At 59.2% G+C, this 15101-nt stretch carries 14 protein-coding genes; 12 read left to right on the top strand and 2 right to left on the bottom strand.

Features of this window, described 5'->3' with window-relative positions; all coding sequences use genetic code 11:
* The first annotated feature begins 1 nt into the window (after position 1).
* From mraY to lpxC, 10 genes are all read left to right on the top strand, one after another.
* The gene (mraY, locus tag BMX80_RS08095) at positions 2-1084 is read left to right on the top strand and encodes a phospho-N-acetylmuramoyl-pentapeptide-transferase (RefSeq protein WP_074867132.1); all 1083 of its coding nucleotides are present in this window, start codon (positions 2-4) and stop codon (positions 1082-1084) included.
* A gap of 10 nt (positions 1085-1094) precedes the next feature.
* Positions 1095-2441: a UDP-N-acetylmuramoyl-L-alanine--D-glutamate ligase gene (gene murD / locus BMX80_RS08090; protein ID WP_074867130.1), complete on the top strand. Its 1347-nt coding sequence runs from the start codon at positions 1095-1097 to the stop codon at positions 2439-2441.
* Positions 2438-3634: a putative lipid II flippase FtsW gene (gene ftsW, locus BMX80_RS08085; protein WP_407922786.1), complete on the top strand. Its 1197-nt coding sequence runs from the start codon at positions 2438-2440 to the stop codon at positions 3632-3634. The genes murD and ftsW overlap by 4 nt, the downstream gene beginning before the upstream one ends.
* The gene (murG, locus tag BMX80_RS08080; RefSeq protein WP_074867126.1) at positions 3627-4706 is read left to right on the top strand and encodes an undecaprenyldiphospho-muramoylpentapeptide beta-N-acetylglucosaminyltransferase; all 1080 of its coding nucleotides are present in this window, start codon (positions 3627-3629) and stop codon (positions 4704-4706) included. The genes ftsW and murG overlap by 8 nt, the downstream gene beginning before the upstream one ends.
* A complete protein-coding gene (murC, locus tag BMX80_RS08075; protein ID WP_074867124.1) occupies positions 4693-6129 on the top strand; it encodes a UDP-N-acetylmuramate--L-alanine ligase in 1437 nt (478 codons plus the stop codon). The genes murG and murC overlap by 14 nt, the downstream gene beginning before the upstream one ends.
* Positions 6126-7073: a D-alanine--D-alanine ligase gene (locus BMX80_RS08070; RefSeq protein WP_071873052.1), complete on the top strand. Its 948-nt coding sequence runs from the start codon at positions 6126-6128 to the stop codon at positions 7071-7073. Before murC ends, BMX80_RS08070 begins: the two co-directional genes overlap by 4 nt.
* A gap of 4 nt (positions 7074-7077) precedes the next feature.
* Positions 7078-7950: a cell division protein FtsQ/DivIB gene (locus BMX80_RS08065; protein ID WP_074867122.1), complete on the top strand. Its 873-nt coding sequence runs from the start codon at positions 7078-7080 to the stop codon at positions 7948-7950.
* Positions 7951-7966: 16 nt separating this feature from the next.
* Positions 7967-9205: a cell division protein FtsA gene (ftsA, locus tag BMX80_RS08060; RefSeq protein ID WP_071873050.1), complete on the top strand. Its 1239-nt coding sequence runs from the start codon at positions 7967-7969 to the stop codon at positions 9203-9205.
* A gap of 58 nt (positions 9206-9263) precedes the next feature.
* Positions 9264-10454: a cell division protein FtsZ gene (ftsZ, locus tag BMX80_RS08055; RefSeq protein ID WP_071873049.1), complete on the top strand. Its 1191-nt coding sequence runs from the start codon at positions 9264-9266 to the stop codon at positions 10452-10454.
* Between the two features lie 112 nt (positions 10455-10566).
* Positions 10567-11478, top strand: a complete 912-nt coding sequence (lpxC, locus tag BMX80_RS08050) for a UDP-3-O-acyl-N-acetylglucosamine deacetylase (RefSeq protein WP_071873048.1) — start codon at positions 10567-10569, stop codon at positions 11476-11478.
* A gap of 97 nt (positions 11479-11575) precedes the next feature.
* Here lpxC and BMX80_RS08045 read toward each other — a convergent pair whose 3' ends face one another.
* On the bottom strand, positions 11576-12094 hold the full coding sequence (locus BMX80_RS08045) for an outer membrane protein assembly factor BamE (protein ID WP_074867121.1): 519 nt from the start codon (positions 12092-12094) through the stop codon (positions 11576-11578).
* Positions 12095-12193: 99 nt separating this feature from the next.
* Here BMX80_RS08045 and fur point away from each other — a divergent pair, with 99 nt between their 5' ends.
* On the top strand, positions 12194-12604 hold the full coding sequence (fur, locus tag BMX80_RS08040) for a ferric iron uptake transcriptional regulator (RefSeq protein WP_071873046.1): 411 nt from the start codon (positions 12194-12196) through the stop codon (positions 12602-12604).
* Positions 12605-12695: 91 nt separating this feature from the next.
* Here the strand turns inward: fur and recN are convergent, their stop codons facing one another.
* Positions 12696-14369 carry a DNA repair protein RecN gene (gene recN / locus BMX80_RS08035; RefSeq protein ID WP_074867119.1) on the bottom strand — a complete coding sequence of 558 codons (1674 nt, stop codon included), beginning with the start codon at positions 14367-14369 and terminating at the stop codon, positions 12696-12698.
* A gap of 162 nt (positions 14370-14531) precedes the next feature.
* On the opposite strand from recN, the gene grpE reads away from it, so the two are divergent.
* A complete protein-coding gene (grpE, locus tag BMX80_RS08030) occupies positions 14532-15098 on the top strand; it encodes a nucleotide exchange factor GrpE (RefSeq protein ID WP_074867118.1) in 567 nt (188 codons plus the stop codon).
* The last annotated feature ends 3 nt before the right edge of the window (positions 15099-15101 follow it).

Genomic DNA, 15101 nt, shown 5'->3' with positions numbered 1-15101 from the left:
CATGTTGCTATTTCTAATTGATTACCTAAAAGAGCTGCACTCCGGTTTTGGGGTTTTCCAATACCTCACCCTGCGCGGCATTTTGGGCGTGCTGACTGCGCTGGCGCTGTCATTGTGGCTGGGCCCGTGGATGATCCGCACCTTGCAAATCCGCCAGATTGGCCAAGCGGTGCGTAACGACGGCCCGCAGTCGCACCTCTCCAAAAAGGGCACGCCCACCATGGGCGGTGCGCTGATTATCACCAGCATCGCGATCAGCACTTTGCTGTGGGCCGATCTGACCAATCGCTACGTGTGGACTGTGCTGGCGGTCACTGTGCTGTTCGGCGCCATCGGCTGGGTGGATGACTACCGCAAGGTGATCGAGAAAAACTCGCGTGGCCTGCCGAGCCGCTGGAAGTACTTCTGGCAGTCGGTGTTTGGTTTGGGCGCGGCGGTGTTCCTCTATATGACCGCGCAAAACCCGGTGGAAACCACCTTTATCATGCCGCTGCTGAAAAACGTCGAAGTGCAGCTGGGCGTGTTGTTTATCGTGCTGACCTACTTCGTGATTGTCGGCTCGAGTAACGCGGTGAACTTGACTGACGGCCTCGACGGCTTGGCGATCATGCCTACGGTGATGGTCGGCGGTGCGCTGGGCATCTTCTGTTACCTGTCGGGCAACGTGAAATTTGCCGAATACCTGCTGATTCCTTACGTGCCGGGCGCGGGCGAGCTGATCGTGTTCTGCGCGGCGATGGTCGGTGCTGGTTTGGGCTTCTTGTGGTTCAACACCTACCCGGCTCAAGTGTTTATGGGCGACGTCGGCGCGCTGGCGCTTGGCGCGGCGCTGGGCACTATCGCGGTGATCGTCCGTCAAGAAGTGGTGCTGTTCATCATGGGCGGTGTGTTCGTGATGGAAACCCTGTCGGTGATGATTCAAGTCGCCAGCTTCAAGCTGACCGGCAAGCGCGTGTTCCGTATGGCGCCGATTCATCACCATTTCGAACTCAAAGGCTGGCCGGAGCCGCGCGTGATCGTGCGCTTCTGGATCATCACCGTGATTCTGGTGCTGATCGGCCTTGCCACCCTGAAGCTGCGTTGAGGAACACGCCATGAGCCTTATCGCTACCGATCAGTTCCGCATCGTTGTCGGCCTCGGCAAGAGCGGTATGTCGCTGGTGCGCTTTTTAGCGCGTCAGGGGGTGGCGTTTGCCGTGGCTGATACCCGCGACAACCCGCCGGAGCTAGAAACCCTGCAGCGCGACTACCCGCAGGTCGAAGTACGCTGCGGCGTGTTAGATGTCGAGTTCCTGTGCCGCGCCCAAGAGCTGTACATCAGCCCCGGCCTGAGCCTGAAAACCCCGGCCCTGCAAGAAGCCGCCGCGCGTGGAGTGAAGCTCTCCGGCGATATCGACTTGTTTAGCCGCCACATGCGTGCGCCCTTAGTGGCCATCACCGGCTCTAACGCTAAGAGCACCGTGACCACGCTGGTCGGCGCCATGGCGGCTGCCGCTGGTAAGAAGGTCGCGGTGGGCGGCAACTTAGGCACTCCCGCGCTGGATCTGCTCAGCGATGACGTCGAGCTGTATGTGTTGGAGCTGTCGAGCTTCCAGCTGGAAACCTGCCAGCAGCTGAATGCCGATGTGGCGACTGTGCTGAACATCAGCGAAGACCACATGGACCGCTACAGCGGCATCGCCGAATACCACTTGGCCAAGCACCGGATTTTCCGTGGCGCTAAGCAGGTGCTGATCAATCGTGACGATGCGCTGACCCGCCCGTTGGTGGCCGATGATCTGCCGCGCTTCACCTTTGGCCTCAGTAAGCCGGATGTCAAAGCCTTTGGCTTAGTCGACGTGGATGGCGAAAAGCACTTGGCTTATGAATTCCAAGCCCTGCTGCCAGCGCGCGCGCTGAAAATTCGCGGTGCGCACAACCAAGCCAACGCCTTGGCCGCGCTGGGTTTAGGTATGGCGGTCGGTTTGCCGCTGGAGCCGATGCTCGACACTTTGCGTCAGTTCACCGGCCTGCCGCACCGCTGCCAGTGGCTGCGCGAGCGCCGTGGCGTGACGTATTACGATGACTCCAAAGCCACCAATGTCGGTGCGGCGTTGGCAGCGATTGAAGGCCTAGGCGCCGACATCGACGGCAAGCTGCTGCTGATCGCCGGTGGCGATGGCAAAGGCGCCGATTTTAGCCCGCTGGCTCCGGCGGTGAAGGCCCATTGTCGTGCTGTGGTGCTGCTGGGGCGCGATGCCGAACTGCTGGAAGCGGCGCTGGCTGATGGCTGCGAGCTAATCCGCGTTAACACGCTGGAAGAAGCGGTGGGTGCTTGCGCCGAGCGTGCTCAGCGTGGCGATGCCGTGCTGCTGTCGCCGGCCTGTGCCAGCCTGGATATGTTCCGTAACTTTGAAGAGCGCGGCCAAGTATTCGCCCGCGCTGTCGAGGGGTTGAGCTGATGTTTGGCCTGCGCCTCGTCCCGTCCCCCTTATTCGGCCCGCGTGGGCTGGATCTGGACTTCCCGCTGCTGGCGGGTTGCCTGGCCCTGCTGGGCTTGGGTTTGGTGATGGTGACGTCGGCGTCTTCTGAAGTGGCGGCGGCTAACTTAGGCTCGCCGCTGTATTACTTCTGGCGGCATGCGATTTATTTGCTCATCGGGCTTGGCATAGCGGCGGCGATCATCATGGTGCCGCTGGATTTGTGGCGTAAGGGCTCGCCCTTAGTGCTGCTCGGCGCATTCGTGCTGTTGATTGCGGTGATCGTGCCGGGCGTCGGTCGTGAAGTGAACGGCGCTATGCGCTGGATTGGCTTTGGCATGTTTAACGTGCAGCCGTCAGAGCTGGCCAAAGTGGCAGCGATTTTCTTCTTGGCCGGCTATTTAGTGCGCCGTCAGGACGAAGTGCAGGGCAGCTGGATGGGTTTCTTCAAGCCCTTTGTAATCTTGCTGCCAATGGCTGTGTTGCTGCTGATGGAGCCCGACTTCGGCGCCACTGTGGTGTTGATGGGTACCGCGATTGGCATGTTGTTCTTAGGCGGCGTGGGCATGCTGCGCTTCTTGTTCATGGTGGCTTTGGCGGTGGGTGCCGTGGCCTTGCTGGTTGTGCTGGAGCCTTACCGGATGCAGCGCATGACCACCTTCACTGATCCGTGGTCCGATCAGTTCGGCGCGGGTTATCAGCTGGCGCAGGCGCTGATTGCCTTTGGGCGTGGCGGCTGGTTGGGCGAGGGCTTAGGCGCCAGCGTGCAGAAACAGTTCTACCTGCCCGAAGCGCATACCGATTTCGTCTTTGCTGTGCTAGCCGAAGAACTCGGCGCTGTCGGCGCCTTGCTCACCGTGGCGCTGTTTGTCTTCGTCACCTTGCGCGCCCTGTATCTGGGACTGCTGGCCGAGCGTAGCGATCAGCTGTTTGGCGCTTATGTGGCCTATGGCATCGGCATCATGTGGATTGGTCAGTTCTTGATCAACGTCGGCGTGAATGTTGGCCTGCTGCCGACCAAGGGCCTGACCCTGCCGTTCTTAAGTTACGGCGGTAGCTCGTTGATTGTTTGTTGCATCTGTTTAGCCCTGTTGCTGCGCATCGACTGGGAACGCCGTCATGCGCTGGGCAATGCCGAGGTTGAGCTCACTGAAGAGGACCTGGCACATGGCTAAGGGCAAGGTATTGATCATGGCCGGCGGCACCGGCGGGCACGTGTTCCCGGCGTTGGCTTGTGCGCGTGAGTTTCAAACCCGTGGCTATGAGGTGCACTGGTTAGGCACGCCGCGCGGCATTGAAAACGAGCTAGTGCCGCAAGCCGGTCTGCCGCTGCACTTGATTAACGTCACTGGTCTGCGTGGCAAAGGCATCAAGAGCCTGCTGAAAGCCCCGCTGGAGCTGCTCCGCGCCCTGTGGCAAGCGCGCAAGGTAGTGCGCAAACTTGAGCCAGTCTGCGTGCTGGGCATGGGCGGCTATGTCACTGGCCCCGGTGGTCTGGCGGCTAAGTTGGCGGGCATCCCGCTGATCATCCACGAACAAAATGCCGTGGCGGGCACCGCCAATCGCACCTTGGCGCCGATGGCAACGCGTGTTTGCGAAGCCTTCCCCAACACCTTTGCGGCCTCGGCCAAGTGCTACACCACCGGCAATCCGGTGCGTGAAGAGCTGTTTATCGCCACCCCGCGTGCACCGCTGGCGGGCCGGGCGATTCGTCTGCTGGTGCTGGGCGGCAGCTTAGGCGCCGAGCCACTGAATAAGTTGGTGCCTGAAGCCGTGGCGCAACTGCCCAGCGAAAAGCGCCCGAAGATTAAGCATCAGTGCGGCAAAGCGCATGTTGAGCTCAGCGTGCAGCGCTACCGCGAAGCCGGTGTAGAGGCTGAAGTCATGCCGTTTATTCGTGACATGGCCGCTGCCTACGCGTGGGCCGATCTGGTACTGTGCCGCGCCGGTGCGTTGACCGTCAGCGAGGTGGCCGCTGCAGGCTTGCCAGCCCTGTTAGTGCCGCTGCCGCATGCGATTGACGATCACCAAAGCAAGAATGCCGAATTCCTTGTGCAGCACGGCGCCGCGCGCTTGCTGCCGCAACATCAAACAGGGGCGCCGGAACTGGCGGCTCTGTTGTCTGAGGTAGCTATGCAACCTGAATTACTCACCACCATGGGCGCCCAAGGGCGTGCCGTGGCGTTGCCCGATGCCACGCGTCGGGTTGTTGATGTGTGTCTGGAGGTGGCTCATGTCGCACAATGACCAGCGCTTCCAACAGCCGGAAATGCGCCGTATTCGCCGCCTGCACTTTGTCGGTATCGGCGGCACAGGCATGTGCGGCATTGCTGAGGTAATGCTCAACTTGGGCTACGAAGTCTCCGGCTCTGACATTAAGCATTCCGCCGTCACCGAGCGCCTCGAGCAGTTCGGCGCCAAAGTGTTTATCGGTCACAAGGCCGAGAATGCCGAGCAAGCCGACGTGATCGTCGTCTCCTCCGCCATTAACACGCAAAATCCGGAAGTGGCTGCTGCCATTGAGCGCCGCATTCCGGTGGTGCGTCGCGCAGAAATGCTCGCCGAGCTGATGCGTTACCGTCACGGCATTGCCGTGGCAGGCACCCATGGCAAAACCACCACCACCAGTTTGCTGGCGGCGGTGTTTGCTGCCGGTAAGAAAGATCCAACTTTCGTGATCGGCGGCCGTTTAAACGCCGCCGGCACTAACGCGCAGCTGGGCGAAAGCCGCTACCTGATTGCCGAAGCGGACGAAAGCGACGCGTCATTCCTGCATTTGCAGCCGATGGTTGCGGTGGTCACCAACATCGACGCCGACCACATGAGCACCTACGAGGGTGACTTCAACAAGTTGAAGAAAACCTTCGTCGAGTTCCTGCACAACCTGCCGTTCTACGGCCTGGCGGTGATGTGTGTGGATGACCCGGTGGTGCGCGAGATTCTGCCGCAAGTGAGCCGTCAGGTGATCACCTACGGCACCAGCGAAGACGCCGATGTGCGCGCCATTAATATCAGCCAAAACGGCATGCAGACCTCGTTCACCGCGCTGCGCCGCGATCTGCCGCCGCTGGATGTGACGGTGAACATGCCGGGCAAGCACAATGTGCTCAATGCCCTGTCGGTGATTGCGATTGCTACCGACGAAGGTTTAAGTGATGAAGCCATCACCCAAGGTCTGTCCGGTTTTACCGGCGTGGGCCGGCGTTTTCAGGTGTATGGCGAGCTGCCGGTGGACGGTGGCAGCGTGATGCTGGTGGATGACTACGGCCACCACCCGCGTGAAGTGGATGCAGTAATTAAAGCCGTGCGTGATGGCTGGCCAGAGCGCCGCTTGGTGATGGTCTATCAGCCGCACCGCTATTCACGTACCCGCGATTTGTACGATGACTTCGTGCAAGTGCTCAGCGGCACTAACGTACTGTGCCTAATGGAGGTTTACCCGGCGGGCGAAGAACCCATTCCCGGTGCCGACAGCCGTCACCTGTGCCACAGCATTCGTCAACGCGGCCAGCTAGACCCGATTTATATCGAGCGCGACGCCGAACTGGCACCGCTGGTGAAGCCCATGCTGCAACCGGGTGACATTCTGCTCTGTCAGGGCGCTGGTGATATCGGCGGTCTTGCCCCGGCCCTGTTGGCTCATCCACTGTTTAAAGGAGGCCAAGCATGAGTGCTGTGCTGACCTCTACTATCGCCGTGCAAGACTTTGGCCGTGTCGCCGTGCTGTTTGGCGGCCGTTCAGCCGAGCGCGCGGTGTCGCTGAAGTCCGGCAATGCCGTGCTCAGCGCCTTGCAAGCCGCTGGCGTGGATGCCTTCGGTATCGATGTCGGTGATGACTTCGTGCAGCGCTTGGCCAGCGAGAAAATCGACCGCGCCTTTATCGTGCTGCATGGCCGTGGCGGTGAAGATGGCACCATGCAAGGTCTGCTGGAGTGCTTGAACATCCCTTACACCGGCAGTGGTGTATTGGCCTCGGCTTTGGCGATGGACAAGCTGCGCACCAAGCAAGTGTGGCTGAGTAATGGCCTGCCGACGCCGCGTTATGCTGCCGTGGCCAGCCTCGAAGAATGCACACTGGTGGCCGAAAGCTTGGGCTTCCCGCTGATCGTCAAGCCCTCGCACGAGGGTTCGAGCATCGGTATGGCCAAGGTCAATAGCCTGGCGGAGTTTGAAGCGGCTTGGCAAAGCGCCGCCAAGCTCGACCCGCAAGTGCTGGTCGAACAAGTCATTCAAGGCCCCGAGTTCACCGTGGCGGTGCTGCGCGGCGAAGTGCTGCCGCCGATTCGCCTCGTCACCCCGCATACCTTCTACGACTACGACGCCAAGTATCAGGCCAATGACACCCAGTACCTGATCCCCTGCGGGTTGGCCGCCGACAAAGAGGATGAATTGAAGCGCCTGTGCGCCGCCGCTTGCGAAACCGTGGGCACGCAAGGCTGGGCGCGGGTCGATGTGATGCAAGACGCCGATGGCCAATTCCATCTGCTGGAAGTGAACACAGTGCCAGGCATGACCGATCACAGCCTAGTACCGATGGCCGCCAACGCGGCTGGACTGGATTTCACTCAGCTGGTGCTGAGCATTCTGGCCGACAGTTTGGAACAGCGAGGCTAAGCCGATGCGCGCCGATCCGAGTTTACGTCACAGCCATAGCCCAGCCCGCAAGAGCAAGAAAGCTCCTGTGCGCGGGGCTAGCCGTGTCGTGGCTCGTCCGCCACTGCGCGAGCGGCTGAACCTGAGTTTGCCGGCGCTGAATATCGCGTGGTTGAAGCAAGTCAGCTGGCCGTTGCTGTTAGCGGTGCTGGGCTATGGCAGCTATGAGCTGGCCGAGCGCGTGCTGCCGTATGCCGATCGGCCCATTGCGCGCATCAGCGTGCAGGGCGATTTGAGCTACGTCAGCCAAGACGCGGTGCGTGAGCGCATGGCGCCGTTTATCAAGGCCAGCTTCTTCGCCGTGGATATCCCCGGCATGCAGGCCAGCCTTGAGCAAATGCCGTGGATCTCGCGCGTGGAAGTCCGCCGGGTATGGCCCGATCAAGTGCAGGTGCGTTTGGAAGAGCAACTGCCGGTGGCGCGCTGGGGCGATGAAGCCTTGCTGAACAACATGGGTAAAGCCTTTGCGCCTAACGAGGTCACCAACTATCAGCACTTGCCTAAGTTGTGGGGGCCGCGCCGGGCGCAAGTTCAGGTCATGCAGGAGTACCAGCTACTCAGCCAGATTCTGCGCCCGTATGGCTTCAGTATTTCGCGCCTCGAGCAGCGCGAGCATGGCAGTTGGTATTTGCACACCCACCAAGGCATCGAGTTTGTGCTGGGGCAGGGTCGCTTGATCGAGAAAATGCGCCGTTTCGTGACCATTTACGAGAAGGCATTAAAAGAAAAACAAGACCAGGTAGCACGCGTCGACCTGCGTTACCCGCAAGGACTGGCGGTAGCGTGGCGCGCACCGGCTAACCCGGAGGCGCCTGAGCAAGCGGCTCAGGCCCTGTAATGGAGTGAGACAACAGATGGCAAACGCACAGCAGAACAGGATGATCGTCGCACTGGATATCGGTACCAGTAAGGTGGTGTGTCTGGTGGGTGAGGTCGGCTCTGACGGCGAGCTGGAGGTGGTCGGCATCGGCACCCAGCCGGCGCGTGGGATGAAAAAAGGCGTGGTGGTGAATATCGAGTCCACCGTGCAGTCGATCCAGCGCGCCGTGGAAGAAGCCGAGCTGATGGCCGGCTGCCGCATTCATTCCGCCTATGTGGGGATTTCCGGTAATCACATTCGCAGCATGAACAGCCACGGCATCGTGGCGATTCGTGATCGCGAAGTGAGCCCCGCCGATATCGAACGGGTGATGGACGCCGCGCAAGCCGTGGCCATCCCGGCGGATCAGCGTGTGCTGCACACCCTGCCGCAAGATTACGTGATCGATAACCAAGAAGGCGTGCGCGAGCCGCTGGGCATGTCCGGCGTGCGCCTAGAAGCCAAAGTGCACGTGGTGACCTGCGCCACCAACGCCGCGCAGAACATTGAAAAGTGTGTGCGCCGCTGTGGTCTTGAGGTCGATGACATTACCCTTGAGCAGCTGGCATCGAGCTTCCCGGTACTGACCGAAGATGAGCGCGAGCTGGGCGTGTGCTTAGTGGATATCGGCGGTGGCACCACCGATATCGCGATTTTTACCGAGGGCGCCATTCGGCACACTTCGGTTATCCCAATTGCCGGCGATCAAGTGACCAACGATATCGCCATGGCGCTGCGTACTCCGACGCAATATGCCGAAGAAATTAAAGTGCGTTACGCCTGCGCGTTGGCCAAGTTAACCGGCGCCGGCGAAACCATCAAAGTGCCCAGTGTGGGCGACCGTCCACCGCGTGAATTATCCCGCCAAGCATTAGCTGAGGTGGTTGAACCGCGTTATGACGAACTTTTTACCTTAGTTCAGGCCGAATTACGCCGTAGTGGCTATGAGGCATTAATTCCAGCTGGCATAGTACTCACTGGGGGAACGGCGAAGATGGAAGGCGCCGTCGAACTGGCTGAGGAAATCTTTCACATGCCAGTGCGCTTAGGCATGCCGCAAGCGGTTAAAGGTTTGGCGGATGTCGTGCGTAATCCGATTTATTCGACGAGTGTGGGGCTATTGCACTACGCCATGCGCAAGCAGGCCGAGGGCAAGCCATCCAGCTCGTTCCACCAAGAACCTGATGTCCCAATGCTGGAAAGGATCAAGCGTTGGGTACAGGGGAATTTCTAATCACGCTGCCCGAGCATGATTAGAAGTAGGCGACAATAAGAGAAAAAGGAGAGGGGCAATGTTCGAATTAGTTGATAACAACGGACAAAGTGCAGTTATTAAAGTTATCGGTGTTGGTGGTGGCGGCGGTAATGCCGTAAACCACATGATTAAAAACAACATCGAAGGTGTTGAATTTATTTGCGCTAACACCGATGCCCAGGCATTGAAAAGTGTTGGTGCGCGTACCGTGTTGCAGCTGGGCCCCAGCGTAACTAAAGGCCTTGGTGCTGGTACTAACCCGGAAATCGGCCGCAGTGCGGCACTGGAAGACCGTGACCGCATCATGGAAGTGCTGCAAGGCGCTGACATGGTGTTCATCACCACCGGTATGGGTGGCGGTACCGGTACCGGTGCAGCCCCGGTGATTGCCGAAGTAGCCAAAGAAATGGGCATCCTGACCGTAGCCGTGGTCACTCGCCCGTTCCCCTTCGAAGGTCGCAAGCGTATGCAAGTGGCAGAAGAAGGTATTCGCGCGCTGTCCGAGTGTGTCGATTCGTTGATCACTATCCCCAACGAAAAACTGCTGACCATTCTCGGTAAAGACGCCAGCTTGCTGTCTGCCTTCGCTAAGGCCGATGACGTGCTGATGGGCGCCGTGCGTGGCATCTCCGACATCATGCAGCTGCCGGGCTTGATGAACGTCGACTTCGCTGACGTACGTACTGTGATGAGCGAAATGGGCATGGCGATGATGGGCACTGGTTCAGCCAGCGGCCAGAACCGTGCGCGTGAAGCCACTGAGGCGGCGATCCGCAACCCGTTGCTGGAAGACATCAACCTGCAAGGTGCGCGCGGCATTCTGGTGAACATCACCGCAGGTCCGGACTTGTCCTTGGGTGAATACGCCACTGTTGGCGAAATCATCGAAGACATCGCCTGTGACGCCGCCACTGTTAAGGTCGGCGCGGTGATCAATCCTGAATTGGGTGATGAACTGCACGTGACTGTCGTGGCGACTGGCCTGGGGCAGCGCATTGAAAAGCCGATGAAAGTGGTCGACAACACCGCAGCGCAAGCGGCGGCGACGGCACCGGCTCAGACAGCACGCCAACAGCCAGCGGACCATGCCGCGGTGAATTACCGCGATTTGGATCGCCCGACGGTGATGCGTAATCAAGGTGGTGCAGCAACGGCCGCCAAACTGAACCCGCAGGATGATCTGGACTATCTGGACATTCCCGCGTTCTTGCGCCGCCAGGCTGATTGATTGTTTCAATCAGCCGCATAGCGGTGCTTGGTATTCAACTTTGGTTGGCTCTGCTAACATGTCCGACCTTTGTTGATAATGGTTCGCAGCCAGCACAAGTAGTAGTGACTGAATGATCAGACAACGCACGCTCAAAAATACCATCCGCGCCACTGGCGTGGGCTTGCACTCTGGGGAAAAGGTCTACTTGACCCTGAAGCCTGCTCCGGTGGATACCGGTATCGTTTTCTGCCGTACCGATCTGGACCCTATGGTGCAGATCCCGGCACGCGCCGAGAACGTGGGCGAAACCCTGTTGTCGACCACCCTGACCAAGGGTGATGTCAAAGTAGATACGGTTGAACATTTGCTGTCGGCCATGGCCGGGCTGGGTATCGATAACGCCTACGTCGAAATCTCAGCCTCTGAAGTGCCAATCATGGATGGTAGTGCCGGGCCGTTCGTGTTCCTCCTGCAGTCTGCAGGGATTCAGGAGCAGGACGAGCCGAAGAAGTTCATCCGCATCAAGCGCGAAGTCACCGTAGAAGAAGGTGAAAAGCGCGCCACTTTCTTGCCCTTCGATGGCTTTAAAGTGACCTTTGAGATCGATTTTGATCATCCGGTGTTCCACGGGCGCACCCAGAAGGCCAGTGTTGATTTCTCCAGCACCTCGTTTGTGAAAGAAGTCAGCCGCGCACGCACGTTCGGTTTCATGCGTGATATCGAATACCTGCGCGGGCAAAACCTAGCTTTGGGTGGCAGTGTGGACAACGCCATCGTGGTGGACGAGTTCCGCGTGCTTAATGAAGACGGCCTGCGTTATGAGGACGAGTTTGTTAAGCACAAGATTCTCGACGCCATTGGCGACCTGTACTTGCTGGGCAATAGCCTGATTGGCGAGTTCCGCGGCTATAAGTCTGGCCACGCGCTGAACAATCAGTTGTTGCGTACCCTGATTGCTGACACCGATGCGTGGGAAGTGGTGATTTTTGATGACGCGCGTACCGCGCCCATTTCTTACATGCGTCCGGCAGCAGCAGGTTGAGTTAGCTCTCTCCTTGAAAATACCCCGCCATCGGCGGGGTATTTTTTTGCGCGCATGAAAAAGCCCGCCGAAGCGGGCTTTGGTTGGCCTGTCGAAGTTACTCGACTTCCAAGGGTTCTGGGGTCGGCACGGGCGTGGCTTTAACTTCGTCCACTTCACGCTGGATTTCTTCCAGCAGGCTGCTCGGTGCTGGGCGCTCTTCGCTGACCGGCTGCGCAGGGCTGCTACCGTCATCGACTTGCGTGCTGCTGCCGCTGCCCATGATGGCCTCGTTACGGCTGACGCCCGGCATAAAGTCGCCAGACAGGCCTGCCAGCGTTAGCTCTTGGTTGAAATACAGCGCGACGCGCTCTTGTTGGCGTGCACTGCCACCGGGCTGAATGCTGTACAGGTAGTCCCAGCGTAGCGGGTGGAAGGTGTCTTGGATCAGCGGGTTGCCCATAATAAACCGCACTTGGCGTTGGGTCATTCCTGGGCGCAACTGGTCTATCATGTCTTGCGTGACAACGTTGCCCTGTTGGATGTCGAGTTTGTAGACACCGGGAAAGGAAAACGAGCAGCCGGAAAGGGCGAGGGTGCTGCCAAGTACGGCGGACAGGATCTTCAGCTTTTGCATCGGTTGGCGACTTCCACTATCTTGCGGGGCAATCAAAGCCCAAGATCATACCTGTATATTCCGGCGCTGCGAAGCGCGGGATACCGAGAACGAATGACTATGGAAAACAACGAACTGCGTAAGGCCGGACTGAAAGTCACTTTGCCGCGGGTAAAAATCCTACAAATGCTTGATCAAGCGGATCAGCGTCACATGAGCGCTGAAGACGTTTACAAGTCGCTGATGGAGGCGGGCGAAGATGTTGGCTTGGCCACGGTTTATCGTGTGCTGACGCAGTTTGAAGCAGCTGGCCTGGTTGAGCGACACAACTTCGATGGCGGCCATGCGGTGTTTGAGCTGGCGGACAGCGGTCATCACGATCACATGGTGGATGTCGATTCCGGCGAGGTGATTGAGTTTTGTGATCCTGAAATTGAGCGCCGTCAGCGCGAAATTGTTAAGGAGCATGGCTTCGAGCTGGTGGACCACAACTTGGTGCTGTACATCCGTAAGCCGAAGAAAAAAGACTAAGCGCCACGCACTTCAATAGATGCGCAGGGCAGATAAAAAAGGCGACCACTCGGGTCGCCTTTTTTATGCGCGAATTGCTCTGTGACCGTGGTCAGTGATTGGCACTACCGACCATTTGTCGTGCGTGGGCTAGCGAGGCCTCGGTAAGGTCGATGCCGCCGAGCATGCGTGCGACTTCTTCGATACGTTCATCGTGGCTCAGCTCGCGCACAGCGCTTTGTGTGCTGTGCGCGGTGCGCTGTTTGTAAACAAACAGCTGTTGGTGGCTCTGTGCGGCCACTTGTGGCAAGTGGGTAACGGTGAGGACTTGGCCGCGCGCGCCGAGTTGGCGCAGCAACTGGCCGACCACTTCAGCGGTTGGGCCGCCGATGCCGACATCGACTTCGTCAAATACTAAGGTCGGCACGCGTGAGGTTTGCGCGGTAATCACCTGAATCGCCAAGCTGATGCGCGAAAGCTCGCCGCCGGAGGCCACCTTGGCCAATGGCTTGGCCGGTTGGCCCGGGTTGGTGCTAACCAAAAACTCCACGCGTTCGGCGCCGTTAGGGTGCGGGTCGGTGCTCTCGTGTGCGCTCAAATGCACGCTAAAGCAGCCGCCGGGCATGCCAAGGCGCTGCATTTGCTCATCGACGGCGCTGCTCAGGCTGCTGGCAGCTTGACTGCGTAGCTGGCTGAGTTCTGCAGCTTTGCTCTGGTAATGCCGAGCGTAGGCGTCGAGTTCTTCTTGCAGGTGTTCGCCGGCTTGATCGTTGGCGTTGAGGCTTTCCACTTCATTGAGCAGTTGCTGCTGTAGGCTCAGCAGCTCGTCGGGATGCACTTTGTGTTTGCGCGCCAGTTGATAGATCAGGCTCAGGCGCTCTTCAATATCTTGCAGGCGCTGCGGGTCGGCTTCGAAATGATCCAAAAAGCGGTGCAGCTCGCCGATGGCTTCTTCTACTTGGATTTGCGCGCTGGCCAGTAGGTTGGCCGCTTCATTGAGGGCTGGGCTGTTGCTTTGAAAGCCGCCTAGGCGATTGAGGCTGGTGTTGAGTGCTGACAGCACGTTGCCGGCATCGCTGTCGGCGCACAGGTCGATCACTTGCTGGCAGCCGGCCAGCAGGCTCTCGGCGTTGCTCAGCTCGCGCTGTTGTTGTTCTAGCTCTTTGAGTTCGTTGTCACCAAGGCTCAGCGCTTCGAGCTCTTCCAGTTGGTAGGTCAGTAGTTGCAGGCGGGCTTGTTGTTCGTCGCTGCTGCTGTTGGCTTTATCCAGCGCTTGCTGGGTTTGTCGCCAGCGCTGGGCGGCTAACTGCACTTGGCGGGCGAGGTCGGCGCAGCCGGCGTATTCATCTAATAAGCGCCGATGGGTGTCGGTTTTAAGCAGCGACTGGTGCTCGTGTTGGCTGTGAATGTCGATGAGTAATTCACCCAGCTCGCGCAAATCGGCTTGCGGGCAGGGCGTGCCGTTGATGTAACCGCGCGAGCGACCCTCGGCGGTGATCACGCGGCGCAGGATGACTTGCTCGTCGTCGCCAAGGTCGCGTTCGGCTAGCCAGTCGCGTGCTTCGGCGATGTCGGCAAGATCGAAGGTGGCGAGAATGTCGGCCTTATCGCTGCCGGGGCGCACCACACCGCTGTCGGCGCGGTCGCCTAGGGTTAGGCCCAGCGCATCGAGCATGATGGATTTGCCGGCGCCGGTTTCGCCGGTAATCGCGGTCATGCCGCTGCGCAGTTCAAGGTCGAGCTGTTCAACAATCGCGTAGTTGTGAATGGCCAGGTGCACCAGCATGAGCGGCTCTCCGTGCTGTCTGGTTATTTGTACAGTAGTTTGGCTGGCTGTTGGAATTTGCGCAAGCCTGAACAATAACCCCTTGAAATGCCGGGAGATGCCCCCATAACTGTGGCCAAGCCGAGCCCTGGGCTCGCAGATGATTGGTTGAAGGAGTGGATGATGGCTGACGAGCAAACCTTAGATAACCAGCCCGAAGAGCTAAACCCGCAGGTCGATGATGTGTCCGGCGAGGCAGAGGGTCGCGTGGGCGAGCTGGAAAACCAGCTGGCCGAGGCGAAAGAGCAATTGCTGCGCGCCGCGGCTGATGTGCAAAACGCCCGTCGCCGTGCCGAGCAGGATGTGGAGAAGGCGCACAAGTTTGCGCTGGAAAAATTCGCCAACGACTTGCTGCCGGTGGTCGATAGTCTGGAGCGCGGTCTGGAGCTGTCCAATGCCGACGACGAAAGCATCAAGCCCATGCGCGAAGGCATGCAGCTGACGCTGAAGATGTTCCTCGACACCCTGGAGCGCTTCCAAGTGCAGCAGCTCAACCCAGTCGGCGAGCCGTTTAATCCTGAGCACCATCAGGCCATGGTGATGGAAGAAAGCGCCACCATGGAGCCCGGCAGCGTGCTGAAAGTGTTCCAGAAAGGTTTCACCTTAAGTGGTCGTTTGCTGCGCCCGGCGATGGTCGTGGTCAGCAAAGCGCCGGCCGATGCGCTGCCATCGATTGATGAGCAGGCCTAACGC

Source organism: Atopomonas hussainii, from assembly GCF_900109735.1.
In the GTDB taxonomy this organism is placed as follows: domain Bacteria; phylum Pseudomonadota; class Gammaproteobacteria; order Pseudomonadales; family Pseudomonadaceae; genus Atopomonas; species Atopomonas hussainii.
Note: the sequence above shows the minus strand (reverse complement) of the source record. Positions and strands in the feature narration are given on the sequence as shown.

Bases quoted from the DNA above. Each gene is read 5' to 3' on its own strand.
- murG (WP_074867126.1), top strand. From the start codon at position 3,627: ATGGCTAAGGGCAAGGTATTGATCATGGCCGGCGGCACCGGCGGGCAC.
- BMX80_RS08045 (WP_074867121.1), bottom strand. From the start codon at position 12,094: ATGCAAAAGCTGAAGATCCTGTCCGCCGTACTTGGCAGCACCCTCGCC.
- BMX80_RS08065 (WP_074867122.1), top strand. From the start codon at position 7,078: ATGCGCGCCGATCCGAGTTTACGTCACAGCCATAGCCCAGCCCGCAAG.
- murD (WP_074867130.1), top strand. From the start codon at position 1,095: ATGAGCCTTATCGCTACCGATCAGTTCCGCATCGTTGTCGGCCTCGGC.
- fur (WP_071873046.1), top strand. From the start codon at position 12,194: ATGGAAAACAACGAACTGCGTAAGGCCGGACTGAAAGTCACTTTGCCG.
- murC (WP_074867124.1), top strand. From the start codon at position 4,693: ATGTCGCACAATGACCAGCGCTTCCAACAGCCGGAAATGCGCCGTATT.
- grpE (WP_074867118.1), top strand. From the start codon at position 14,532: ATGGCTGACGAGCAAACCTTAGATAACCAGCCCGAAGAGCTAAACCCG.
- ftsA (WP_071873050.1), top strand. From the start codon at position 7,967: ATGGCAAACGCACAGCAGAACAGGATGATCGTCGCACTGGATATCGGT.
- ftsZ (WP_071873049.1), top strand. From the start codon at position 9,264: ATGTTCGAATTAGTTGATAACAACGGACAAAGTGCAGTTATTAAAGTT.
- BMX80_RS08070 (WP_071873052.1), top strand. From the start codon at position 6,126: ATGAGTGCTGTGCTGACCTCTACTATCGCCGTGCAAGACTTTGGCCGT.
- lpxC (WP_071873048.1), top strand. From the start codon at position 10,567: ATGATCAGACAACGCACGCTCAAAAATACCATCCGCGCCACTGGCGTG.
- recN (WP_074867119.1), bottom strand. From the start codon at position 14,369: ATGCTGGTGCACCTGGCCATTCACAACTACGCGATTGTTGAACAGCTC.
- mraY (WP_074867132.1), top strand. From the start codon at position 2: ATGTTGCTATTTCTAATTGATTACCTAAAAGAGCTGCACTCCGGTTTT.